The 21,879-nt window shown below is 67.6% G+C and carries 22 protein-coding genes, 1 pseudogene and 2 riboswitches; of the genes and pseudogenes, 15 read left to right on the top strand and 8 right to left on the bottom strand.

All coding sequences use genetic code 11. The features are described from left to right. From QMO14_RS28640 to gcvP, 7 genes and pseudogenes are all read left to right on the top strand, one after another. A pseudogene (locus QMO14_RS28640) lies at window positions 1-330 on the top strand (MFS transporter); the annotation flags it as partial. Window positions 331-411: 81 nt separating this feature from the next. Beyond that, window positions 412-879 carry a DUF4440 domain-containing protein gene (locus QMO14_RS28635; protein ID WP_301511346.1) on the top strand — a complete coding sequence of 156 codons (468 nt, stop codon included), beginning with the start codon at window positions 412-414 and terminating at the stop codon, window positions 877-879. Between the two features lie 102 nt (window positions 880-981). Then, a complete protein-coding gene (locus tag QMO14_RS28630; RefSeq protein ID WP_301511345.1) occupies window positions 982-1,536 on the top strand; it encodes a hypothetical protein in 555 nt (184 codons plus the stop codon). Window positions 1,537-1,585: 49 nt separating this feature from the next. Beyond that, window positions 1,586-1,996 (top strand): YkvA family protein, encoded by a 411-nt coding sequence (locus QMO14_RS28625; RefSeq protein ID WP_301511344.1) that lies wholly within the window; start codon window positions 1,586-1,588, stop codon window positions 1,994-1,996. 46 nt (window positions 1,997-2,042) lie between these two features. Beyond that, window positions 2,043-2,136, top strand: a riboswitch (glycine riboswitch). A 16-nt stretch (window positions 2,137-2,152) separates the two neighbouring features. Beyond that, a riboswitch (glycine riboswitch) is annotated at window positions 2,153-2,262 on the top strand. Window positions 2,263-2,307: 45 nt separating this feature from the next. Beyond that, window positions 2,308-3,480 carry a glycine cleavage system aminomethyltransferase GcvT gene (gene gcvT / locus QMO14_RS28620; protein ID WP_301511343.1) on the top strand — a complete coding sequence of 391 codons (1,173 nt, stop codon included), beginning with the start codon at window positions 2,308-2,310 and terminating at the stop codon, window positions 3,478-3,480. 52 nt (window positions 3,481-3,532) lie between these two features. Continuing rightward, window positions 3,533-3,904, top strand: a complete 372-nt coding sequence (gene gcvH / locus QMO14_RS28615; RefSeq protein ID WP_301511341.1) for a glycine cleavage system protein GcvH — start codon at window positions 3,533-3,535, stop codon at window positions 3,902-3,904. A gap of 52 nt (window positions 3,905-3,956) precedes the next feature. Continuing rightward, window positions 3,957-6,869 carry an aminomethyl-transferring glycine dehydrogenase gene (gene gcvP, locus QMO14_RS28610; protein ID WP_301511340.1) on the top strand — a complete coding sequence of 971 codons (2,913 nt, stop codon included), beginning with the start codon at window positions 3,957-3,959 and terminating at the stop codon, window positions 6,867-6,869. A 29-nt stretch (window positions 6,870-6,898) separates the two neighbouring features. Here the strand turns inward: gcvP and QMO14_RS28605 are convergent, their stop codons facing one another. The 3 genes from QMO14_RS28605 to QMO14_RS28595 all read right to left on the bottom strand — a co-directional run bounded on the left by QMO14_RS28605 (window position 6,899) and on the right by QMO14_RS28595 (window position 9,449). After that, on the bottom strand, window positions 6,899-7,156 hold the full coding sequence (locus QMO14_RS28605) for a hypothetical protein (protein ID WP_301511339.1): 258 nt from the start codon (window positions 7,154-7,156) through the stop codon (window positions 6,899-6,901). Window positions 7,157-7,280: 124 nt separating this feature from the next. Beyond that, window positions 7,281-8,198 (bottom strand): DUF3014 domain-containing protein, encoded by a 918-nt coding sequence (locus QMO14_RS28600; RefSeq protein WP_301511338.1) that lies wholly within the window; start codon window positions 8,196-8,198, stop codon window positions 7,281-7,283. A gap of 135 nt (window positions 8,199-8,333) precedes the next feature. Beyond that, entirely contained in the window at window positions 8,334-9,449 is a 1,116-nt protein-coding gene (locus QMO14_RS28595; protein WP_301511337.1) for a DUF2855 family protein, read from the bottom strand. Between the two features lie 49 nt (window positions 9,450-9,498). On the opposite strand from QMO14_RS28595, the gene QMO14_RS28590 reads away from it, so the two are divergent. After that, the gene (locus QMO14_RS28590; protein WP_301511336.1) at window positions 9,499-10,119 is read left to right on the top strand and encodes a TetR/AcrR family transcriptional regulator; all 621 of its coding nucleotides are present in this window, start codon (window positions 9,499-9,501) and stop codon (window positions 10,117-10,119) included. Here QMO14_RS28590 and QMO14_RS28585 read toward each other — a convergent pair. The 3 genes from QMO14_RS28585 to QMO14_RS28575 form a co-directional block, all read right to left on the bottom strand. After that, window positions 10,094-10,771 carry an alpha/beta hydrolase gene (locus QMO14_RS28585; protein WP_301511335.1) on the bottom strand — a complete coding sequence of 226 codons (678 nt, stop codon included), beginning with the start codon at window positions 10,769-10,771 and terminating at the stop codon, window positions 10,094-10,096. The genes QMO14_RS28590 and QMO14_RS28585 overlap by 26 nt on opposite strands. 21 nt (window positions 10,772-10,792) lie before the next feature. Beyond that, complete coding sequence (locus QMO14_RS28580; protein ID WP_301511334.1) at window positions 10,793-11,836, bottom strand: nitronate monooxygenase family protein; 1,044 nt, start codon at window positions 11,834-11,836, stop codon at window positions 10,793-10,795. A gap of 92 nt (window positions 11,837-11,928) precedes the next feature. Then, on the bottom strand, window positions 11,929-13,230 hold the full coding sequence (locus tag QMO14_RS28575; RefSeq protein ID WP_301511333.1) for a UDP-N-acetylglucosamine 1-carboxyvinyltransferase: 1,302 nt from the start codon (window positions 13,228-13,230) through the stop codon (window positions 11,929-11,931). A 272-nt stretch (window positions 13,231-13,502) separates the two neighbouring features. Between QMO14_RS28575 and QMO14_RS28570 the strand changes: the two genes are divergently transcribed. The 3 genes from QMO14_RS28570 to QMO14_RS28560 all read left to right on the top strand — a co-directional run bounded on the left by QMO14_RS28570 (window position 13,503) and on the right by QMO14_RS28560 (window position 16,826). Further along, entirely contained in the window at window positions 13,503-14,384 is an 882-nt protein-coding gene (locus QMO14_RS28570; RefSeq protein ID WP_301511332.1) for an AraC family transcriptional regulator, read from the top strand. 120 nt (window positions 14,385-14,504) lie between these two features. After that, the gene (locus QMO14_RS28565; RefSeq protein ID WP_301511331.1) at window positions 14,505-14,918 is read left to right on the top strand and encodes a GFA family protein; all 414 of its coding nucleotides are present in this window, start codon (window positions 14,505-14,507) and stop codon (window positions 14,916-14,918) included. Window positions 14,919-15,032: 114 nt separating this feature from the next. After that, a complete protein-coding gene (locus QMO14_RS28560) occupies window positions 15,033-16,826 on the top strand; it encodes a hybrid sensor histidine kinase/response regulator (RefSeq protein ID WP_301511329.1) in 1,794 nt (597 codons plus the stop codon). Between the two features lie 18 nt (window positions 16,827-16,844). On the opposite strand, the gene QMO14_RS28555 is transcribed toward QMO14_RS28560, so the two are convergent. Further along, window positions 16,845-17,204, bottom strand: a complete 360-nt coding sequence (locus QMO14_RS28555) for a hypothetical protein (protein ID WP_301511328.1) — start codon at window positions 17,202-17,204, stop codon at window positions 16,845-16,847. 373 nt (window positions 17,205-17,577) lie between these two features. Between QMO14_RS28555 and QMO14_RS28550 the strand changes: the two genes are divergently transcribed. The 3 genes from QMO14_RS28550 (at window position 17,578) to QMO14_RS28540 (ending at window position 20,481) form a co-directional block, all read left to right on the top strand. Then, window positions 17,578-18,156: a dihydrofolate reductase family protein gene (locus tag QMO14_RS28550; protein ID WP_301511327.1), complete on the top strand. Its 579-nt coding sequence runs from the start codon at window positions 17,578-17,580 to the stop codon at window positions 18,154-18,156. 310 nt (window positions 18,157-18,466) lie between these two features. Then, window positions 18,467-19,462 (top strand): tripartite tricarboxylate transporter substrate binding protein, encoded by a 996-nt coding sequence (locus tag QMO14_RS28545; protein WP_301511326.1) that lies wholly within the window; start codon window positions 18,467-18,469, stop codon window positions 19,460-19,462. A 71-nt stretch (window positions 19,463-19,533) separates the two neighbouring features. Further along, window positions 19,534-20,481, top strand: a complete 948-nt coding sequence (locus QMO14_RS28540; RefSeq protein ID WP_301511325.1) for a TauD/TfdA family dioxygenase — start codon at window positions 19,534-19,536, stop codon at window positions 20,479-20,481. Window positions 20,482-20,545: 64 nt separating this feature from the next. Here the strand turns inward: QMO14_RS28540 and argC are convergent, their stop codons facing one another. Further along, window positions 20,546-21,475: an N-acetyl-gamma-glutamyl-phosphate reductase gene (gene argC / locus QMO14_RS28535; protein ID WP_301511324.1), complete on the bottom strand. Its 930-nt coding sequence runs from the start codon at window positions 21,473-21,475 to the stop codon at window positions 20,546-20,548. Between the two features lie 82 nt (window positions 21,476-21,557). On the opposite strand from argC, the gene QMO14_RS28530 reads away from it, so the two are divergent. Continuing rightward, on the top strand, window positions 21,558-21,879 hold a 322-nt coding region (locus QMO14_RS28530; RefSeq protein WP_301511323.1), incomplete at its 3' end, for a LysR family transcriptional regulator.

Here is a 21,879-nt window from a genome sequence, read left to right as displayed (position 1 = left end):
ATCGTGCTCGCGCCGGACGCCGGCTGGGCGCTGGCCTGCACCGCGCTCTTCGGCCTGTGCATGTTCCTGCCCTTCGCCGCGCWGGTAACGCTGGCGCAGGACTACCTGCCGCGCAACCCGGCCACCGCCAGCGGCATCGCGCTGGGGCTGGCGCTGTCGGTGGGCGGGCTGGTGTCGCCGTTCTTCGGCATGCTGTCGGACGCGCGCGGCCTCGGCGTCACGCTGACAGCGGTGCTCTGCGTGCTGTGCGTGGCGGCGGTGCTGGCGCTGCGGCTGCGCAACCGCGCCATGCAGGCGATGCCGGCCGAGACCGAAGGAGCTGCCGCCTGAAAAGGGCCTGGCGCATGTTCGCTGCCAGAATCGGGCGCAGGGCCGGAGGGCCCGCGAAACGACAAGGAGGGACACTGCGCCATGAATCGATTCCTGAGCTGCGTACTGGGGAGCGCGCTACTGGCTCCGGCCGCCTTCGCCGCCGGGCCGGCAACGTCGGTAGCGCCGACGACACCGGCTGTGACCACCGTGCCGGCCGATCCCGCAGCAGGCATCCGCGAAGTCGAGGCCGCAGTGCGCGCCTGGGCCGCGGCATGGTCCGCGCGCGACGTCGCGCGCTACCTCGCCGCCTACGCGAGCGACTTCACGCCGCCACGCGGCCAGGACCGCAAGGCATGGGAGGCAGACCGCCGCGAGCGCATCGAAGAGAAGGCCGCCATCAGCGTGGAGATCGACAGCCTCGTCATCAGCCTCAAGGGGCAGGCGGCCACCGCCAGCTTCCAGCAGACCTACAGCGCCGACAAGCTGCGCGAGAAGAGCCGCAAGACCCTGGAGCTGCAGCGCGTGGAAGGCCGCTGGCTCATCCGCAAGGAAGGCGCGGGCGGCTGACGCAAGCGCCCCGCCCAATGGCCCTGTAAGCCAAACGGTTCACGAAGGTGTCACCACTTGCAACCATGCTGCAGCCTTCGTTTCCCCAAGGCTGTGGCTGCCATGTTTCCCACCAAGACCGACAAGGCGCGCAACGAACTCCAGGGCGGACAGCGCACGCTCACCCAGCGCGAACGCGCCCTGCTGCTGATGGCCGACGGCCGGCGCTCCCTGACCGACTTCAGTCCCCTCTTCCCCAACCGCGATGAAGCCGCACGAGCCATCCAGACGCTGATCGAGAAGGGCTACCTGCAGGGCCCTAAGGCCGCCGCCGAAGCCGCGCCGGCCGAGCCCCCCGCGCAGCCCGCGCCCTCGCCCATCCCCGCCATCGAGCCGATCCAGGTCGCCACCTCGGCCGACACCTTCGACGGCAAGCGTTCGCTGGCGACCACGCGCATGTTCCTCTTCGACATCTGCGAGCGCATGTTCGTGCGCCGCGACCCGAAGTTCGCGCTGCAGATGCGCGACGCACTGCGCGAAGCGCGCGACCGCGAGGCGATGCTGACCATCGCCGCGCTGATGCTCACCGAGATCGAGAAGACCGCCGGCGCGGAGCGCGCCGAGTCGCTGCGCGAGCGCATCGACCGGCTGCTGCCGCCGGCCGAAGTGATTCACTGAGGGCCTCGATCGAGGCGGCGGTCGCCCCGGCCTGTGACACCATCGCCGGGTGAATTCCCCGCCTCCCGTCTCCACCTCGTTGTCCGAACGCCTTCGCGGCTGGGCCAGGCGCCTCAAGCGCGACGGCGTCACGCTCTGGTTCGCCTGCCGGCACGCCTCCACGCCCTGGTACGCCAAGGCGCTCGGCGTGTTCGTGGTGGCCTATGCGCTCAGCCCGATCGACCTGATTCCCGACTTCGTTCCGGTGCTCGGCTACGTCGACGACGTGCTGCTGCTGCCGGGGCTGATCTGGCTGACGATCCGGCTGATTCCGGCGCCGGTGCTCGCCGAATGCCGGCAGCGGGCCGATGCGTGGATGCAAAGCTCTGGTTCCAGGCCGACCAGCCGCTGGGGCGCCGCGTTGGTCGTGGCCGTGTGGGTTGCGGCCGGCCTCGGGGCCTGGCATCTGTGGGCGCGCTGAGCGCAGGCAGGCGAATCCGCCAGTCGGGCCGCTCGATCAACTACACTTGCCGAGGTCAGGAGAGAGCCCCGCACGCCGGGGCCGCCGAAGGCGCAGGGGGCAAACTTCCCCCGAACGCTCAGGCAAAAGGACTGACGAGGCGCCGGTGAAAACCGGCGTTTCCTTGCTGGAGAGAGGCCGCCGCCCGAAAGAGCAGACGGCCCACCGAAGGAGCAAACCCCGATCGTGGGGCGAATCTCTCAGGTAAAGCGGACAGCAGGGGTGGCCCATGGCTTGCGTCATGGATTTCGACTGCCCCTTTGGAGTGCCCCGTGGCCGCTTCCTCCGCATCCGCTACCGAACTTCTCAAGACGCCGCTGTACGACCTCCACCTGGAGCTGGGCGCCCGCATGGTGCCCTTCGCCGGCTACTCGATGCCGGTTCAGTACCCCGCCGGCCTGATGGCCGAACACAAGCACACGCGCGACGCGGCCGGCCTGTTCGACATTTCCCACATGGGCCAGCTGCGCCTGGTCGGCCCCGACGCCGCGGCAGCCTTCGAGACCCTGATGCCCGTCGACGTGATCGACCTGCCCGCCGGCAAGCAGCGCTACGGCCTACTGCTGAACGACGAGGGCGGCATCCTCGACGACCTGATGTTCTTCAACGAAGGCAACGGCTCGATCTTCGTGATCGTCAACGGCGCCTGCAAGGTGGCCGACATCGCCCACATCCAGCAGAAGATCGGCTCGCGCTGCGAGGTGCGCCCCCTGCCCGACCATGCGCTGCTCGCGCTGCAGGGCCCGCAGGCGGCGGCCACGCTGGCGCGGCTTTCGCCCGGCGTCGAACGCTTCGTGTTCATGACCGGCGGCGCGGTGCAGATCGGCGGCATTGCAGCCTTCGTCACCCGCAGCGGCTACACCGGCGAGGACGGCTTCGAGATCTCGGTGGCCGCCGCCGACGCCGAAGCCCTCGCCCGGCTGCTGCTGGCCCAGCCCGAGGTCAAGCCCGTCGGCCTGGGCGCGCGCAACTCGCTGCGGCTCGAAGCCGGCCTCTGCCTCTACGGCAACGACATCGACACCACCACCACGCCCGTCGAGGCCTCGCTCAACTGGGCGATGCAGAAGGTGCGCCGCGCGGGCGGCGCGCGCGAAGGCGGTTTTCCGGGTGCCGCGAAGGTGCTCGCGCAGCTCGCCGCCTCCACCGCCGGCGCGGCCGGCCACACCGACCACGACACCCTGAAGCGCAAACGCGTGGGCCTCGTCGCGCTGGAACGCATTCCGGTGCGCGACGGCACGGTGCTGCAGTCATTCGAGGGCCACGACATTGGCGCCGTCACCAGCGGCCTGCTCGGCCCCACGGCCGACCGCTGCGTCGCCATGGGCTATGTGGCCACCGCGTTCGCCGAGCCGGGCACGCGCGTGCAGGCCATCGTGCGCGGCAAGCCAGTGCCGATGGAAGTGTTGACCATGCCCTTCGTGCCCACCCGCTACTACCGCGGCTGACCGGCTAGGCTCTGCACCCCGATTCATTTTTTCCACGAGGAGTTTTCCCACCATGAGCATCAAGTACACCAAGGACCACGAATGGGTGTCGGCCGAAGGCGACGCGGCCACCGTCGGCATCACCGTGCATGCGCAGGACGCGCTGGGCGATGTGGTGTTCGTCGACCTGCCCGAAGTCGGCAAGACCTTCGCGCAGGGCGATGTCGCCGGTGTCGTCGAATCGGTGAAGGCCGCCGCCGACGTGTTCATGCCCGTGTCGGGCGAGATCACCGAAGTGAATGAAGCGCTGCGCGCCGACCCGTCGCTCGCCAACAGCGACCCGCTGGCCGCCGGCTGGTTCTTCAAGGTCAAGCTGAGCGACCCCGCCCAGCTCGACGCGCTGCTGGACGCTGCTTCGTACGACAAGTTCGCCGCCGAATCCTGATCCGCTGATTCCTTTCAGCACTTTTGTCTTTTCCCTCCGAGCCCTCACCGCCATGCCGACGCCCGCCCTTCCTTCCTTGCAAGAACTAGAGAACGCCGAGGAATTCCTCGCTCGCCACATCGGCATCGATGCGGCGGACGAGGCGCGCATGCTGCCGGCGATCGGCTCGGAAACGCGCGCCGAGCTCATCGACGGCATCGTGCCGGCGGCCATCCGCCGCTCGAAGCCGATGCGCCTGCCCGCGCCGGTGACCGAGGCCGACGCGCTGGCCGAGCTGAAGGCGATGGCGTCGAAGAACAAGGTGTTGCGCAACTTCATCGGACAGGGCTACTACGGCAACCACACGCCGGGCGTGATCCTGCGCAACATCCTCGAGAACCCCGCCTGGTACACCGCCTACACGCCCTACCAGGCCGAGATCTCGCAGGGCCGCATGGAAGCCCTGCTCAACTTCCAGACGATGGTGTGCGACCTCACGGGCATGGCCATCGCCAACGCATCGATGCTCGACGAAGCCACGGCCGCCGCCGAGGCCATGACGCTGGCCAAGCGCAGTGTGAAGAGCAAGAGCAACGTGTTCCTCGTGTCTGGCGACTGCCACCCGCAGACCATCGAAGTCATCAAGACCCGCGCCGCGCCGCTGGGCATCGAGGTCAAGGTGAGCACCGTGTCGGAAACGCTGCCGCACCTGATGGTGAGCGGCGCCTTCTTCGGCGTGCTCGCGCAGTACCCCGCCACCACCGGCCACGTGCACGACCTGCGCCCGCTCGCGGGCCACGCGCACCAGTGCGACGCCGCCTTCATCGTCGCGGCCGACCTGCTGGCGCTGACGCTGCTGGCGCCTCCCGGCGAATGGGGCGCGGACATCGTCTGCGGCACCACGCAGCGCTTCGGCATGCCGCTGTGCAACGGCGGCCCGCACGCCGCCTACCTGGCCTGCCGCGACGAGTTCAAGCGCTCGCTGCCGGGCCGCCTCGTGGGCGTGAGCGTCGACACGCACGGCCAGCCGGCGTATCGCCTCGCGCTGCAGACACGCGAGCAGCACATCCGCCGCGAGAAGGCCACCTCCAACATCTGTACCGCGCAGGTGCTGCCGGCCGTGGTGGCCAGCATGTACGCCGTGTACCACGGGCCCGACGGCCTCACGCGCATCGCGCAGCGCGTGGCCGCGCTCACCGCCGTGCTGGCCAAGGGCCTCGCGCAGATGGGCCGCGAGCCGGTGAACACCACCGCCTTCGACTCGCTGACCATCCGCACCGGCGAAGACACGCAGTCGATCATCGAGCGAGCGCAGGCGGCCGGCGTCAACCTGCGCCAGCGCCTGCAGCAGCACCTGGGCATCTCGCTGGACGAGACCAGCACGCGCGCCGATGTCGAGACCCTGTGGGGCCTGTTCGCGCCCGCCGGCACGCAGGCGCCGCGCTTCGACGATCTCTCGGGCAGCACCACGCCGCTGATTCCCGAAGAGCTGCGCCGCAGCAGCGCCTTCCTCACGCACCCGGTGTTCAACACCCACAAGAGCGAGACGGCGATGCTGCGCTACATCCGCAGCCTGTCCGACAAAGACCTGGCGCTCGACCGCAGCATGATCCCGCTGGGCAGCTGCACCATGAAGCTCAACGCGACCAGCGAGATGATCCCCATCACCTGGCCCGAGTTCGCCAACATCCACCCCTTCGCGCCGGCCGACCAGCTGCAGGGCTACGCCCAGCTCGACGCGCAGCTGCGCGCCTGGCTGTGCGAGGCCACCGGCTACGCGGGCATCAGCCTGCAGCCCAACGCGGGCTCGCAGGGCGAGTACGCGGGCCTGCTGGCCATCAAGTCCTTCCACGAAGCCAAGGGCCAGGGCCATCGCAACATCTGCCTGATCCCGTCTTCGGCGCACGGCACCAACCCCGCGAGCGCGCAGATGGTCGGCCTGCAGGTGGTGGTGACGGCCTGCGACGCGCAGGGCAACGTCGATATGGACGACCTCAAGCGCGCCTGCGAGAAGCACAGCGCCAACCTGGCCGCGGTGATGATCACCTACCCCAGCACCCACGGCGTGTTCGAGACCCGCGTGAAGGAGCTTTGCGAGCTGGTGCACGAACATGGCGGCCGCGTGTACGTCGACGGCGCCAACATGAATGCCCTGGTCGGCGTGGCCGCGCCGGGCGAGTTCGGCGGCGACGTGAGCCACCTGAACCTGCACAAGACCTTCTGCATTCCGCACGGCGGCGGCGGCCCCGGCGTGGGCCCGGTGTGCGTGGTCGAAGACCTCGTGCCCTACCTGCCTGGCCACGCGACGGCCGGCGTGCCGTCGAACGGCGTGGGCGCGGTGTCGGCCGCACCGCTGGGCAATGCGGCCGTGCTGCCGATCAGCTGGATGTACTGCCGCATGATGGGCGCCAAGGGCCTGCAGGCCGCGACCGAGACGGCCATCCTCAGCGCCAACTACATCAGCGCGCGCCTGAAGGACCACTACCCCACGCTGTACGCCAGCCCCAACGGGCACGTCGCGCACGAGTGCATTCTCGACCTGCGCCCGCTCAAGGACACCAGCGGCGTCACCGCCGAGGACGTGGCCAAGCGCCTGATCGACTACGGCTTCCACGCGCCCACGCTGAGCTTCCCGGTGCCCGGCACGCTGATGGTGGAACCCACCGAGAGCGAGCCGCTGGCCGAGCTCGACCGCTTCATCGACGCGATGATCGCCATCCGCGGCGAAATCCGCCGCATCGAGGAAGGCGTCTGGCCGAAGGAAGACAACCCGCTCAAGCACGCGCCGCACACGGCCGCGAGCCTGCTGGGCAGCGAGTGGAGCCACCCCTACTCGCGCGAACTCGGCGCCTTCCCGCTGGCCGCGCTAAAGAGCGCCAAGTACTGGCCGCCGGTCGGCCGCGTCGACAACGTCTACGGCGACCGCAACCTGTTCTGCAGCTGCGTGCCGGTGAGCGAGTACAGCGAGGAAGCCGAAGAGGCCTGAGCAAGCAGAAGCCGCGAAGCCGCGTCCTTCTACGATGACGAAGGCTCGCGGCGGTAGGTCGCCCACTTCACGGTCAGGATGTCCGCCGCGATCTTGGCGGCGTTGACGCCCGCATAGGCCTGCGACGGATCGAACCGGAATGCCTCGCGGTAGCGCCTGATCTGCGCGTAGTCCCGGTCGAAGGTCATCGGGCCCATGAGTTCGTCAGGATCGGTGCCCGCGGGAAGCGCGAGGAATTTCTCCGGATCGGTGGCACTCTGGTAGAGGTCGACGCTCATCTGGTTCATACGGTGGTCCTCCGGAGCTTGGTTTCGGAACCCAAGCCTCGGCGACACCCGGCTCCCGTGCAATCGGTGCGCGCCTACATGGCGCGCCGGAGGAGGCCCACGACCACCTCGGCGCCGCCGTCAGTCAGGGCTGCTTCTTCTTCGCCACGTCGCCCGTGGCGATCTGCTCGCGGAAGGCGCGCATGCTGGCCTTCAGCTTGCGCTCGTTCTCCAGCCCCATGCGCACCATGATCTTCTGACCCGAGGACATGGCCTCCAGTTGCGGATCGGCGTATTCGTAGCGCACCCACGGGCGCTGCGAGGGAATGTCGCCCTTCACCTCGACCAGCCGCACCTGCACCGGGCCGGCGGGTTCGGGCGCCTGCAGCAGGTGGTCGATCACCGCGACGAGCCTGTCGTTGAAGTAGCGCCCCGGATAGCCCAGCTCTTCATAGGCCTGCTGAAAGAGCGGATAGAGCCGCGCATAGGTCTTGGCCGCCTTCGCCGGATCGACCGACTCGGCGAACAGCACCATGGGGTTGTAGCGCGCCGCATTGTTGGCGGCGATGACCTGCTTGTCGCCCTGCCCCGAAGTGATGAAGCGCTGCTTCGTCTGCTGCACCGGCCACGCGCTCGCTGGCGCCTGCTCGCGCGCGAGGTTGTCCACCGTTGCCACGAAGCGGCGCACGAAGCCGTCGAACTGCAGGAAGTCGGCCACGTTCTTGCTGCCGAACAGGTCGACGAGCGCCTTCATCACGCGCGTGTCCGTGTCGGTGGCGTTCGTGAGCCCCGCGTCGGGCACCGCGATCCCGTCCATCGGGTTTCGCGGTTCCTGGGATTGAGGTGCAGGCGCAGGTGCCGGCGGGGGCGGCGTTCCGTCGGTCGGCGCCGCGGCCACCGGCGTGGTCTCGGGCGGCTGCTGCTGTTGCTGGTACCAGCGCCAGCCGAAGAACGCGGCCGCCAGCAGCACCAGCACGATGACGATGATCGTGCCCACGGGCGTTTCACGGCGGGGGCGGAATTCAGGTGCGTCGCGCGTGTCGCGGATATCGCTTTCGGGCATGGGTCGGTTTCCTTTGGCTGGCGTGGAAGGCACAGGGAGACGAAGGCTATGGTGCACCAATAAGAGCACCACCGCGTCCGCATCGTCCCCCATCGTCGTAACGCCCTGTGACGTACCGGCCCGGCAGAAGTTCAGTCAGTCTGCGAGCCGCACCGCATGCGCCTGACGCGGGTCGACCTTGCCAGCGTGCAGGTCGGCGATCACCGCTTGCGCATGCGCGAAGCCTTCGCCCTGCGCCAGCGCCATCCAGCGGTTGCCCGGGCGGCTGATCTCGGCAATGAACCGGCCCTGTGCCTCGTTGAAGCGGCGGTTGACCTCCTGCGGGCCCCAGTCGGCATTTCGCTTGCGGATCTGCACCGGCGCGAAATACAGCTGCGGCGTCGGGCCGGGCAGCGACGTGGTGTCGCCCAGGAACTCGGTCTTCTGCGCGGAGCCCGCATAGCAGTCGTAGACCAGCGATTCGCCGAAGTGGTGGTGGACCGTCGCGCGCAGTTCGTCGTTGCCGGAGAAGTCGACATACAGCGTGGGCACGTCGGCCGGCAGCGTGGCGATCTCTTCGTAGGCCAGCGTGCGGTCGTAGCAGCCGAGGCCTTCCACGAAGGCGCGATTGCCGTTGGACGTGGCCGCCACCAGCGCCAGTCCTTCGCGCTTGCCCAGGCAGAAGGCCGTGCCGAACGCGGTCTTGCTCGACGCGCTCGACACCACCACCTGCTTCGCGCCGAAGAAGCCGTTGTCCTCCAGGAAGTCGGCCAGCATGAACGACGTGATGAACAGCGGGCGCACCAGCATCTGGTAGTCCTCCAGCGCGGCAACGTAGCCCGCGTCGTTGCTGCAGCGCATGTACTGGTTGTAGGCCGACACCAGTTCGCTGCGGTGCGAGGCGCCGTCGTAGAAGCCGCGCGGCGTCACGCGCACCGGCTGCATGCGCAGGTGGCTCGCGATCGGCAAGTAGCCGTAGAAGCGCTCGCCCACCGCCACGCCCTCCACGTTCGAGGCGGCCACGTCGGCGAAGCCCCAGGCCGGCATGTGGCCCCAGTCTGCGTCGCCGGTCGGAAAGAACTGCCAGTACTTCATGACCGCGTCGCCAAAGGCCGCGTAGGTGATGTTGTTGGTGGTCAGCGAGAAGCGGCCGATCTTCATCAGCACCTCGCCGGGCTGCAAGGCGCCGGAGTCCTGCATGGTCACGACACGGGTCGTGCCGAGTGCGTTCTTGCGCGTCTGGAGGCGGGTTAAAGTGAATGCGTTGTTCATTCGCAAACTGTATGGCGGCCCGCTTCGCGGCGGGTTCGGAAACCCGTCGATGCCGGACGCACCCCGCTCCAAGCCCCTGAAACGCCCCACGCAGGCACGCAGCAAGTTCACCGTGCAGGCGATCTACGACGCCTTTGTTCGGATTTGGAACGCGCAAGGCTGGGACGGCGTGACCACGCGCGCCGTGGCGCTCGAAACCGGCATCGCGGTCGGCACGCTGTACGACTACTTTCCCGACAAGGAAGCCCTGCTCTCGGGCTATGTGCGCCACTGCATCGAGGCGCTGCTCGCGCGGCTCGATGCCGACGTGATCGCCCCGGCGGGCATCGGCTGGCGCGAACGTGTGCAACGCCTGGTGCGCGTGACCTGCGACACGCAACTCGAAGGGCTGCCCGCCTTCGACCACGAGATGCTGATGCTCGAACACCGCGTGGCCGAGCCCAAGCACCATCGCCGGGTGTACGACGAACTCGCGGCGCGCTGGCTGCGTGCCTTCGCAACCTGTACGGACCTGGCGCCGCAGCCTTCGSCCGCCACCATCCACGCCCTGCTGACCGCCTGCTGGGGCGCCCGCCGCTACCGGCTGCTGGTGCAGCCGCAAGCCGCCGGCAATGCCGACTGGCTTGGCGAGATGGAGGCGATGGTCATGGCGCGCCTGACGGAGCGCTGAGCGCTTGCAGCCACGCCAGCGTGGCCTGCAGCTCGGCCGGACGGATCTCGTGCGCGCCCGGAAAGTCCGTGCCCGACAGCGCCAGCGGCAAGGTGCGCGCCAGCTCGCGCGTGGCCTGCGCCGCGCTCGGCGGAATCACGTTGTCGGCGCTGCCATGGCTCACCCACAGCGCCTTGCCCTCGAAGGCCTCGGGCGGCGCGATGTGCGGCACCACCTGAGACAGCAGCCGGCTGTGCCACACCATCGCGGCGCGTACGCTCCCGGGCTTGGTCAGCAGCAGCGACAGCGCCATGATCCCGCCCTGGCTGAACCCGCCGACGATCACGCGCTCGGGCGGCACGCCGAGCTGTTGCGCGGCCGAGGCGACCATCTCGTCGACGAGAAAGCGGCTTTCGCGCTCCTGCTCCTCGWCGATGCGGCGCTCGCCGTTGGGCAGCACCTGGAACTCGAACCACGCATAGGCGTCGGGCGACAGCACATAGGGCGCGCGCAGGCTCAGCACGTGGAACTGCGGCGGCATCATCCGCGCCAGGCCGAACAGGTCCTGCTCGTTGCTGCCGACGCCGTGCATCAGCACCAGCAGCCAGGGCTCGCGCACATCGGGTTTCGCGCCGTGCGCGAGGAATTTCAGGGGCAGATGCAGTTGGGTCATGGTTCGAGGTTCGACAAAAACTCAGCGGAATCCTTGCGCCAGCGCGCGCGTGACTTCGGCCGCAGGCAGCTCGCGGCAGCCGGTGGCGTTCTGCCCCGACCACAGCGGAGAAAAATCGCCGCTGCCCTGTGCCTCGGCCTTGGCACGCAAGGGCGCGATGCCTGAGGTGGCCAGCGGAAATTCCGGCGCGGCCGCGCCGATGGGCCCGAGCTCGCGCATCACGCGGTTCACGATGCCGCGCGCCGGCCGGCCGGTGAAGAGATTGGTAAGCGCCGTGTGCCGCGCGGCCCTGCTCCTGAGCGCCTCGCGATGGATCGCGCTGGTGGTTGCCTCGGGCGTCAGCATGTAGGCCGTGCCGATCTGCACACCTGCGGCGCCCAGCGCCATGGCGGCGGCCACGCCGGCCGCATCCGCGATGCCGCCGGCCGCGATCACCGGCACCTTGACGGCATGCACCAGCTGCGGCAACAGCGCGAAGGTGCCGAGTTGCCGCGTCAGGTCGTGCGAGAGGAAATGGCCACGATGCCCGCCGGCTTCGAGCCCTTGCGCGATGACGGCATCCACGCCGCGCGCCTCGAGCCACTGCGCCTCCTCGACCGTGGTGGCCGAAGCCAGCACCTTCGCGCCCCAGCCGTGCACCTGCGCCATCAGCTCCTCGGAGGGCAGCCCGAAATGAAAGCTCACCACCGCGGGCCGGAACTCGGCCACCACCCCAGCCACTTCGGCGCTGAAGGGGTTGCGCCCCGGACCGGTGGGAATGCTCGCTGCGTCGATGCCGAACTCGGCGTAATACGGTGCCAGCGCGGCACGCCAGGCAGCCTCGCGCTCGGCGCTGGGCACGGGCGGCGTGTGGCAGAAGAAGTTGACGTTGTAAGGCTTGTCGGTGCCCGCGCGGATCGCGGCGATCTCGCTGCGCAGGGCGTCGGTGCCCAGCATGGCTGCCGGCAGCGAGCCCAGGCCGCCGGCGTTGCTGACCGCGATGGCCATCGCGCTGCCTTGTATGCCGGCCATCGGGGCCTGGATGAGCGGGAGATCCGTTCCAAGGAGTTGTTGCAGCGTGGTCATTCGAGGGCGCTCCTTCTGTTTTGTCGAATGCCGGCCATTCTCCGGCCAAGCCGGAGGTCGCCGCGGCGGCAGGGTCATCGCCCCGCTTCAGCTCACTCCTCGCTGGTCCACTCCACCTGCACGCCCAGGCTGCGCAGGTTCTCCACGAAGCGCGGATGCGCGCGGCGGATCGGCGCCGCATTGCGGATCTCGGAGCGGCCCTCGATGCTCGCCGCCACCATGAAGAGCGCTATCGCCACGCGGATGATGTACGGGCTCTCGACCACCGCCGGCGTCAGCGGATTGCCGCCGAAGGTGATGAGCCGGTGCGGGTCGGACGAGAACACGTGCGCGCCGAACTTCGAGAGCTCGCCAGTCCAGCCCAGCGCGCCGTCGTAGACCTTGTTCCAGAACATCGCATTGCCTTCGGCGCGCACGCCCAGCGCGATGAAGATCGGCAGCAGGTCCACCGGGAAGTAGGGCCACGGCGCCGCCTCCACCTTGGTGAGCACGTTGCTCGTGAAGGGCGTCTGCACCTTCAGCGGGCCGCTGCGGATCGCGCACGACCAGCCTTCCTTGTGCTCGATCCGCACGCCGAACTTGGCGAAGGTGCGGTCGAGCAGCGGAAAGTTCTCGGGCGCGCTGTTGCGCACGATCACGTCGCCGCCGGTGATGGCGCCCAGGGCGAGGAAGGTGGTGATCTCGTGAAAGTCTTCATCGAAGCGGAACTCGCCGCCCTTGAGCGTGCCGCCGCCGTGCACCGTGAGCCGCGAGGTGCCGATGCCCTCGATGTGCACGCCGATCATCGACATGAAGCGGCAGAACTCCTGCACGTGCGGCTCCGAGGCCGCGTTGGTCAGTGTCGAGGCGCCGTCGGTGGCCGCGGCGCACAGCACGAAGTTCTCGGTGGTCGTGACCGAGGCGTAATCCAGCCAGTGATCGGTGGGCATCAGCCGGCCCTTGCTGCGCACCAGCAGCGAGCCCTCGGTGCGCTCCACCTCGCCGCCGAAGCGCTGGAACACCTCCACGTGCGGATCGATCTCGCGCACGCCCAGCGTGCAGCCCTTGACGTTGTCCTCCAGCCGCGCCACGCCGAAGCGCGCCAGCAGCGGCGGCACCAGCATGATCGACGAGCGCATCTCCTCCGGCAGCCGGTGGCGCGACGCGTCGAAGGCCGTCTCGCGGTGGTGCAGCTCCAGCGTGCCCGTTTCGTGGTCCATGCGCACGTCGCTGCCCAGGGTGCGGAAGATGTCCAGGATCTTGCGCACGTCGGTGATGTCGGGCACGCCATGCAGGCGCAGCGGCTCCCAGGTGAGAAGCGTGGCGCAGAGCACCGGCAGCACTGCGTTCTTGTTGGCGGAAGGGATGATGCGGCCACGCAGCGGCGTACCGCCGTGCACGATGAGGTTGGACATGGAGAAGAGCGCGCGAGAAAGCGGGAAAGCGGGAAAGCGACCGGGAGTGGAGGCGGCGGGAAAAGATTCGGAAATAGTCCGAAACGGGAGACAGGACTTTACCGCCTGAAAACGCCACGAGCGGGGCCGAAGTTGTAAGAACTTCAAGGCAGAAGCCGCTGAAATGACAATTCTTTCGCGTTACATCCAGCAGATTCTGAAAAGCCGCTCCGGGACGACACGGCCGCAAGTTCGGTCAGGACAGCCGGTTTGCGGTACTTCATGATCGCCGCATGGACAACCCGATGCCCCGCGAATCCGACATCTTCGTCCCGCTTCTGGCCTGGATCGAGGAGCGGCTCGACACGCCGCTCACGCTCGAGCTGATCGCGAAACGCGCTGGTTTTTCGGCATACCACTTCTCCCGGATGTTCACGGCCCGCATGGGCCGCAGCGTCATGGCGCATGTGCGCGGACGTCGGCTCGTGCGCAGCGCCCGACGGCTCTGCACCGAGCCCGAGGTCAAGCTCATGGATCTGGCGCTGGACTGCGGCTTCGAGTCGCAGGAGGCGTTCACGCGCGCGTTCAAGCGCCTCTTCGGCGCGTCACCCGGCCGCTTCCGTGCCGGCTTTTCTCCCGACCCTATCGAAGGACAGTTTCCAATGAATGCCCCCAGCAGCTTCGCCACGGCCGTGGCCCGCTTGCCCGAACTGGTCAAGCTCGATGAGTTCCGTGTCGCGGGCCCGTCCCGGCGTTTCGACGGCACCACGAAATCCGAGATTCCCCAGCTGTGGTCGGCGCTTGTCGGCGCCCTGCCGCTGGAAACCCAGGCTCCGAGCTGGGCGACGTACGGCGTCGTCTGGAGTGTGGACCGCGAAGCGGGAACCTTCATGTATATGGCCGGCGTGGGGGTGAAGGCCGACGACGGCCCGCTCCCCAAAGGCTTCAAGGTGAAGGAGATTCCGGCGGCAACCTACGCCGTCTTCCGCATCACCCTTAACGGCTCCGCCCTGCACCCGCAAGTCAAAAGTGCCATGGCGATCATCTGGGGCGAGTTGATTCCTGCCTCGGGCCTGCGGGTGGTCGACAGCCCCGACTTCGAGCTGTATGACGGTCATTTCGCGCCCGACCAGCCAGGTGCCGTGATCGACCTCTACGTGCCAGTGGAAGCCTGAGCCCCCGGGCGGCGCCCATTCGCGACGAACTTGTTACTCACCCGCCCTGCCCTTGTCCAAATAGATTGGTTACCTCCCGCCAGCTCCCGCCGGCAAGACAACCTCGAAAGGACAAGACACATGAGCCACTCCTACACCGGCGGCTGCGCGTGCGGCGCGATCCGCTACGAAATCCCGTCCGAGCCGATCTTCCAGAACCACTGCCAGTGCCTCGACTGCCAGCACAAGAGCGGCACCGGCCACGGCTCGTACCTGAGCTTTCCGCGCGGCGGCGTGAAGCAGACCGGCAACGCCACGCTGTGGGACTTGGTCGGCGACAGCGGCAACGTCAAGACTCGCGCGTTCTGCCCGACCTGTGGCTCACCCGTGTTCATGACCTTCGCGGCGATGCCCGATGTATTCACCGTACATGCCGCGAGCCTGGACGATCCTGGACGTTTCAGGCCACAGGCGGTCACGTACGGCGTGCGCGGGCACGAATGGGATGTGCTGGACCCGGCGCTGCAAAGGTTCGACAGGATGCCGCCGGCCTGAGACGCCGCCCTCGCGCGCGGTCGGTAGCACGCGGTAGCATCCTCGCCCGACACTCCCGTCGACATTCCCCGAGGCGATCATGTTCGATGCCACCGCGCACGGCCCGATGCGGCAATGAGCGCAGCCGCACCACTCGCTACGGATTCCGCCGCCGATACGCTGACCCTGCGCGTGCTGCAGCGGCGCGTGGCGGCGATCTACGCGAACTACCCCTCCAACTTCGCGGCGCGGCTGGCCTTCCTGGCGCTGGTCGCACCCGTCGTCTATCTGCAGTTCCAGGACTGGCGCGTGCCCGTGCTGCTCGCGGTGCAACTGCCGGTCAATCTCTTCTGCCTGTACGTCGTGCCGCGCTGGACCACGGCCGAGCCGCTGGCCGACAGCCCCGCCTGGGCACGCCGCCTCACGCGGGTGGCCATGCTGCTGGGCGCGGCCGACGCGCTGATTCCGGCGCTGCTCGTCACGGCCGGCAACGAGATGGTCACGATGCTGCTGACCGTGCTGCTGATGGGCAACTGCATGCGCGTGGTGCAGTCGCTGCGGCCGCTGATGGCGCCGATGCTCTGGTGCGCGCTGCCGATGATGCTGAGCCTCATCGTGTCGCTCGCCTTGCAGGCGACCACGCTGCATCTGCTGCTGGCGGCCTATGTCGCGATCTTCCTGGCGATGGCGCTGGGCGTGGGCGTTCGGGAAAACCGCGAACTCTCCGAAACACTGATGCTTCGCTTCGAAAAGGAGGAGCTGGCCGCGCGCCTGAACGAGAAGATCGCCGCCGTCGAGCAGGCCAGCGCCGAGAAAACCCGCTTTCTCGCCACCGCCAGCCACGACCTGCGCCAGCCCATGCATGCCATCGCCCTCTTCGGCGCGGCGATGGAGCGAGCGCTGCGCGACCACCCCGAAGGCCGCAACGCCGAGCGGCTGATGCGCGCGGTCGATGCCCTGGGCGCCTCGCTCGATGCCATGCTCGACGTCTCGCGCCTGGACGCCGGCGTGGTCACGGCCTCGCCGCGCCCGGTGCAGCTCGACACGCTGCTGCTGGCGCTCAACCAGGTCTTTCTGCCCCAGGCCGGGCAGAAGTCGCTGCAGCTGCGCGTACGCGCCAGCGGCGTTTGGGTGCACAGCGACCCCAACCTGCTGTACCGCATGCTGTCGAACCTGCTGGACAACGCGCTGAAGTACACCCGGCACGGCGGCGTCACCGTCATCACGCGCACACGCGGCGGGCAGGTCTGGCTGGAGGTGCGCGACAGCGGCATCGGCATTGCGTCCCAGCAGCTCGAGCGCATCTTCGAAGAGTTCTATCAGGTCGACAACCCGGGGCGCGACCGCGCACGCGGCCTGGGCATCGGCCTGTCGATCGTGCAGCGGCTGGCGAAGCTGCTGGGGCATTCGGTGCAAGTGCGCTCGCGCGTGGGGCGCGGCACGTGCTTCCGGCTGGTGCTGCCGCTGGCCGAGGAACAGGAGGTCAGCGAGCCGGCGGTGCTCGAACTGCCGCCGGAACTGCGCTCCGCGCCGCTGCTGCACGGCCGGGTGCTGCTGGTCGACGACGAGGCGGAGATCCGCAGCGCGATGACGCAACTGCTCGGCGCGCACGGCATCGTGGTGGAAGCCGTGGCCAGCGAGGCCGAGGCCCGGACCGCGCTGGCACGCTGCGACGAAGAGGGTTCCCCCATCGCGGTGCTGATGTGCGACTACCGGCTCGCCGGAGAAGACGGCCTGGCCGTCGGGCAGCGGTTGCGCGAGCGCTTCGCGCTCGACGCCCCGCTGCTGATCGTCACCGGCGAGACCTCGCCCGAGCGGCTGCAGCGCGTGCGCGCCTCCGGCGTGCCGGTGCTGTTCAAGCCGGTGAGCGCGCAGACGCTGCTGCGCACGCTGGCGGAGCTTTCGCCGGTGATGGACGAAGAGTCGTAGGCGGCTGCCAGGCGGCCCCTACCCCGTCAGCGCCTCGCACTGGATTTCGATCCGGGCATGAAGAAGGCCCAGCGTTGCAGAAAGAAGCCGCTGCAGCGAGCTGCGCTGGCAGGCATCGAAGAGCGGCGCGGGGTCTGCGTCGGACGCAGCAGCATCGCGCCGGTCTTCGTCCCAGCCGAGCAACTGCACCAGCGTCTGGGCGCCCTGCACCACGTCGCGGGCATTGTTGAGGAATGCGGCCTGGTCTTGCCGGGACGAATCGCCGAGCCGGTCACCCTGGACCCACTCGAAGGGCTTGAACTGGGCGGAGGGACGATAAGGAGCGCAAGCGCAGCGAGCGCTGGCGCTTGCCGCGTCGTTTGAAGAAGCATTGGCCATGAGTGGGCCTCCCAAGGATGTCGATTTGCAGAAACCGACGCACCCGCTGCTAAACGAGGGCGGCAGCTCGAACGGGTTAGCAGACCGGGACATCCTTGCGGAAACCGGCAGGGCGCGAGCCCTCCCGTTCGAGCCGCCTAAAAGAGGCACGAACGAAAAAGCCGCAGACCAGGTGCGGTAGCTGCGGCTTTCGTCGCAGGATGTCGGCGGGCTGCTAAACCCGGCCCCGTTCATCACGAGGCGGGGGCAATGTAAGCGCTTCGGACAGCGCCAGTCAAGTTTGGGACGTCAAGGCAATGGAGTTGCGCGAAGGCCAAGAGCAGTTCAGCATGCGCAGTCCCTCCAACCCCAACAATCAAAGACGGAGACCCGGATGAGAAAGCTCAAGATCATGGAACACGTGTCGCTCGACGGCGTGATCCAGCCTTCCAGCGAAGACGGCTTCCCCTATGCCGACTGGACGGCGCCTTACCGGACTCCCGCCGGCCGGGACGAGGTGCTCGCCGCGCACGGCGGGCGCTTCGATCTGCTGCTGGGACGGCGCACCTACGACATGTGGTCGGATTACTGGCCGAAGGCGCCGGCCGGTCCGATGGCGGATGGCTTGAATGCGGCCACCAAGTTCGTCGTCACCCATCGCCCGGAGAGCCTCGCGTGGGGGCCGTTCGAAGGCGTCGGGCCGGATCTGGTCGAGGGCGTGCGGCGCATCAAGTCGCAGGCTGGGCCCAACCTCGTGCTGTGGGGCAGCTCCACGCTGACATCGGCGCTGCTCGCGCACGGGCTTGCAGATGAGGTGCTGCTGATCGTCTACCCGGTGCTGGTGGGCACGGGCAAGCGCCTCTTCGCGGAAGGAACCCCGGGATGTTCCTTCGAACTCGCCAGCACCAAGACGACGCCGTCCGGCCTCCTTCTCAATACCTACAAGCTCGCCGGGCCGCTGCAGGCCGCGTAGCGAGTTGGACGGCGCGAGCCAACCCGCCCAGGCTGCGCAGCGACACCACAGCCTGGCGCGCGGGCAGCGAAGACTCCTCAGATCGATCTGCCTCATCTGCAGTCCTGAACGCGGCGCGGCCCCGCTTCGGCGGCTCGGCCGCGCCCATACGATTCTCGTATGTCCGACCGGTCAAACGGTATTGGACGAGGCCCTCGCCCCAGTTCGATGATTGTTCGATGACAAGCCATTCGGGCGATTGAGCGCAGACGCACGCGGTGCGTGCAGGTGATTCGGGCGCCATCTCTCAGAGCAACGATGGAGACAAAGGATGAAAGTTCGATTCCTGTTCTTGTGGATTGCCGCGTCCATGGGCCTGCTCTCCATCGGCATGTCCGCTCAGGCTCAGGCTCAGACGCAGGCGAGCGACGCTTCCCAGCGTTCGTCGCGGATCGTCATCGGCTATCCACCGGGTCAATCCGTCGATACGGTGGGGCGGTACCTGGCATCCGCGCTAAGCAAGAAGCTGGACCGCAATTTCTTTGTCGAGAACGTCCCGGGTCAGAGCGGAAGCATCGCGCTGGGCAACGTCGCCAGATCGACCGGCGACCTGAACACCCTGACCTTCTCCGCATCTTCGGCGCTGGTGATCAATCCGATCCTCTTCAAGGCCGTGAGATACAACACCTTGAAGCACTTCGAGCCGGTCGCGACGCTCTACGACACCCCGCTGCTGCTGCTCGTCAATTCCAGGCTGCCGATCGATTCGGTGGAGTCGCTGGTCAGCTATGCGAACAGCCATCCGGGGGAGATCAGCTTCTCGTCACCGGGCGTGGGAAGCGTTTCGCATCTCGCCATGACGGAGTTCATCCGACGCACCAGGCTGAAGTTCGTGCACGTCCCCTATCAGGGAGCCGCCCCGTCGCTGACGGCCCTTGCCGCAGGCCAGGTTCAAGTGACCTTCGAAGGGGTGGCTGCTGCGACGCCGCTCTTGCAAAGTGGCCGCATCAGGGCCTTGGCCATCAGCAGTGCGAAGCGGCTGCCCAAGCTCGAATCGATTCCCACGGTCGCCGAATCGGGGCTCCCGGGCTTCGATGTCGTGCCATGGGTCGGCCTGCTGGCGCCCAGCGGTGTCGCGCCGGACAGGATCGCGCAGATCTGGAACGCAGTGCAGGCCATCCTGCAAACCGACGAGTACACGGCCTTGATCGAGCAGGTTGGAGGACGGCAAGCGGTTCGTTCACCCGCGGAGTTCCGCAGGCTCCTCGAGGCGGAGGTTCCGCGCTGGCAGGAATTCATCAAGGTTTCGGGAGTGACTGCGGAATAAGAAAAAGCTGTGCGAATCGAGCCCGGGATTCCGCTCGTTGAATTGCATCAATAAATTGAATGGAGACACGAATGTCATTGAACATTGCCGATGAAATGGCTTCACGCTGGACGCCTGTCGAATCGAGCCCGGCCATGAAGCGCGCTCTCGAAGGATTGCCTTCGGGCTGGAAGACCCGTCGACTGGCTCCGTCGCTCGGTCTGGAGTTGCAGGATCTGTTTCTGCCGGATCTCGATGACGACGGCATTGCCAGGATTCGTGCACTGCTGCTGGCTTTCCGGGTGCTGGTCATTCGGCGCCAGCCTGTATCCCCCGCGCAGCATGTGGCGTTCGCCCGGAAGTTCGGCGATCTCGAGACGCAGAATCCGCTGCTGGCCGCCAACGCGGAGTTTCCCGAGCTTGTTCAACTCAAGGCTTCCAAGGAAAAAAAGGGGGCGGAGAACCTCTTTCACTCCGACACAGCGTTCTACGAGAAGCCCTCGATGGGTTCAATTCTTCGTTGCATCAAGTGCCCGGAAGTTGGAGGAGACACCATCTTCTGCAACATGGTTCAGGCCTACGCCGGGCTGCCGGAAGAGGTCAAGCGCAAGATCGACGGCATGGTGGCAGTCAACGACATCAATGTCGCGTTGTTCAAGAAGATGGATCCGAATGAACGTGCCGCACACCGGGATCGACATCGCGCCGTGGAACATCCGGTGGTCATCACGCATCCTGAAACCGGGGAGTCGATCCTGTACGTGAACGAAATCCACACCACGCACATCGCMAACTACCGGGAAGTCCTGGGCTCGGATTGGGGCATGGATACCCCGACCCAGATTCGCGAGCTGTTCGACCTGCTGGTGCGCCAGGCCAAGATCCCGGAATACCAGGTGCGCGTGCACTGGGAGCCGGACACGATCGTCTTCTGGGACAACCGGGCAGTCCAGCACTACGCGGTGTCCGACTACTACCCCTCGGAACGCCACATGATGCGCGCGACCATCATCGGCGATGTTCCGAGGCGGGTTCGATAGCGGGCATGCCTGCATCTGTTGCGGACATCGGCCCCCGTCCGGAAGCGCACGCTCTGCATCGAATTCACAACATGCGCCGCGAAGCGCTCGCCATCAGTCGCAGGTTCTGCACAGCCGCCCCCGCGGCGCCTTTGCCAAGGTTGTCCAGAACCGCTCCCAGGACGATCTGACCCGTGCGCTCATTGCACGCAACGGCCAGGCTCATGTCGTTCGAGCCGTTGTGGACCTGCGGGTCCAGCTCGGTCATCGGCACGGCGGACGACATCGGCAGCACGTGAACGTGCGCCGCGTCGCGGTATCGCTGCGCAAGGCATTCGTGGATGCGCACGCCCGAGACATCGGAGGGAAGCATTCGCGCGTGCAATCCGACGGTGAGCACGATGCCCTGCCGATAGCTGCCATAGGCCGGCACGAAGATGGGGCGCTGCGTCAGGCCGGCGTAGGTTTCCATTTCCGCCATGTGCTTGTGCTCGAGTGCAAGACCGTAGACCTTCAGCGAATGCGCTCCCGCCCCGGCCTCGTGCGCTTCCGCCCCCGCCCTGCCCTGGCCCGAATAGCCCGAGACGGCATGGATGGCAAGCGGATAGTCGGCGGGCAGGAGGCCCGCATCCGTCAACGGTCGCAGCAGGGCAACCGCGGCGGTGGGATAACAGCCCGGATTCGTGACCCGCGCTGCCGAGGCAATGCGTTCGCCTTGCCCTGCATCGAGCTCGGGCAGGCCGTAGACCCAACCCGCGCTGGTGCGGTGAGCCGAGCTGGCGTCGATCACGCGCACCGAAGGGTTCTCGATCATCGCCACCGCGTCGCGCGCCGCGGCGTCGGGCAGGCAAAGGATGGCGATGTCGCACTCGTTGAGAGCGGCCCTTCGGGCAGCCGCGTCCTTGCGCAGGTTCGCCGGCAACGTGCGGACGCGGAATTCCCCACCCCGGAGCCGGTTCTGCAGGTCAAGGCCGGTGGTGCCCTGATCGCCGTCGATGAAGATTTTGAGGTCCATGGAGCGCGATCGTAGGCATCCGACCTCGATGGCTCCAGCTAAATATATGGAACCCAGGATTAAGAAAAGTTAAATTGGCGCCATGCGGGAACTGAGCCTCGACCATCTGCGTACCCTCGTCGCCATCGCCGACCTTGGCTCCCTGGCCAACGCCGCACGCGCCCTTCACCTGGCGGCCCCCACGGTCACCGTCCAGATCGCTGAACTGGAGTCGCGCCTGGGCGGCCAGCTGCTCGTCCGGGGACGGGGGCCCGCGCAAGCAACCGCCTTGGGAGAACGCTTCATTGCGCGTGCCCGCAGGCTGCTGGCCGACGCGGACGAAGCAGTGGAAGACGTCCGACGCCAGCTCGCGGGCCAGACAGGCCGCGTGAGGGTGGGTGCCTCGACGGGCGCCATCGCGCATC

Source organism: Variovorax sp. CAN15 (assembly GCF_030462475.1).
Lineage (GTDB): Bacteria > Pseudomonadota > Gammaproteobacteria > Burkholderiales > Burkholderiaceae_C > Variovorax.
The sequence above is the reverse complement of the archived record's forward strand: the minus strand, read 5'-3'. Positions and strand labels throughout refer to the sequence as shown.

What these genes read in the sequence shown, in the direction of transcription:
- gcvH (WP_301511341.1), top strand. Translation starts at nt 3,533, where the DNA reads ATGAGCATCAAGTACACCAAGGACCACGAATGGGTGTCGGCCGAAGGC.
- QMO14_RS28545 (WP_301511326.1), top strand. Translation starts at nt 18,467, where the DNA reads ATGAAAGTTCGATTCCTGTTCTTGTGGATTGCCGCGTCCATGGGCCTG.
- QMO14_RS28565 (WP_301511331.1), top strand. Translation starts at nt 14,505, where the DNA reads ATGAGCCACTCCTACACCGGCGGCTGCGCGTGCGGCGCGATCCGCTAC.
- QMO14_RS28560 (WP_301511329.1), top strand. Translation starts at nt 15,033, where the DNA reads ATGAGCGCAGCCGCACCACTCGCTACGGATTCCGCCGCCGATACGCTG.
- argC (WP_301511324.1), bottom strand. Translation starts at nt 21,475, where the DNA reads ATGGACCTCAAAATCTTCATCGACGGCGATCAGGGCACCACCGGCCTT.
- QMO14_RS28570 (WP_301511332.1), top strand. Translation starts at nt 13,503, where the DNA reads ATGGACAACCCGATGCCCCGCGAATCCGACATCTTCGTCCCGCTTCTG.
- QMO14_RS28580 (WP_301511334.1), bottom strand. Translation starts at nt 11,836, where the DNA reads ATGACCACGCTGCAACAACTCCTTGGAACGGATCTCCCGCTCATCCAG.
- QMO14_RS28635 (WP_301511346.1), top strand. Translation starts at nt 412, where the DNA reads ATGAATCGATTCCTGAGCTGCGTACTGGGGAGCGCGCTACTGGCTCCG.
- QMO14_RS28630 (WP_301511345.1), top strand. Translation starts at nt 982, where the DNA reads ATGTTTCCCACCAAGACCGACAAGGCGCGCAACGAACTCCAGGGCGGA.
- QMO14_RS28555 (WP_301511328.1), bottom strand. Translation starts at nt 17,204, where the DNA reads ATGGCCAATGCTTCTTCAAACGACGCGGCAAGCGCCAGCGCTCGCTGC.
- QMO14_RS28600 (WP_301511338.1), bottom strand. Translation starts at nt 8,198, where the DNA reads ATGCCCGAAAGCGATATCCGCGACACGCGCGACGCACCTGAATTCCGC.
- QMO14_RS28550 (WP_301511327.1), top strand. Translation starts at nt 17,578, where the DNA reads ATGAGAAAGCTCAAGATCATGGAACACGTGTCGCTCGACGGCGTGATC.
- QMO14_RS28605 (WP_301511339.1), bottom strand. Translation starts at nt 7,156, where the DNA reads ATGAACCAGATGAGCGTCGACCTCTACCAGAGTGCCACCGATCCGGAG.
- QMO14_RS28595 (WP_301511337.1), bottom strand. Translation starts at nt 9,449, where the DNA reads ATGAACAACGCATTCACTTTAACCCGCCTCCAGACGCGCAAGAACGCA.
- gcvP (WP_301511340.1), top strand. Translation starts at nt 3,957, where the DNA reads ATGCCGACGCCCGCCCTTCCTTCCTTGCAAGAACTAGAGAACGCCGAG.
- QMO14_RS28575 (WP_301511333.1), bottom strand. Translation starts at nt 13,230, where the DNA reads ATGTCCAACCTCATCGTGCACGGCGGTACGCCGCTGCGTGGCCGCATC.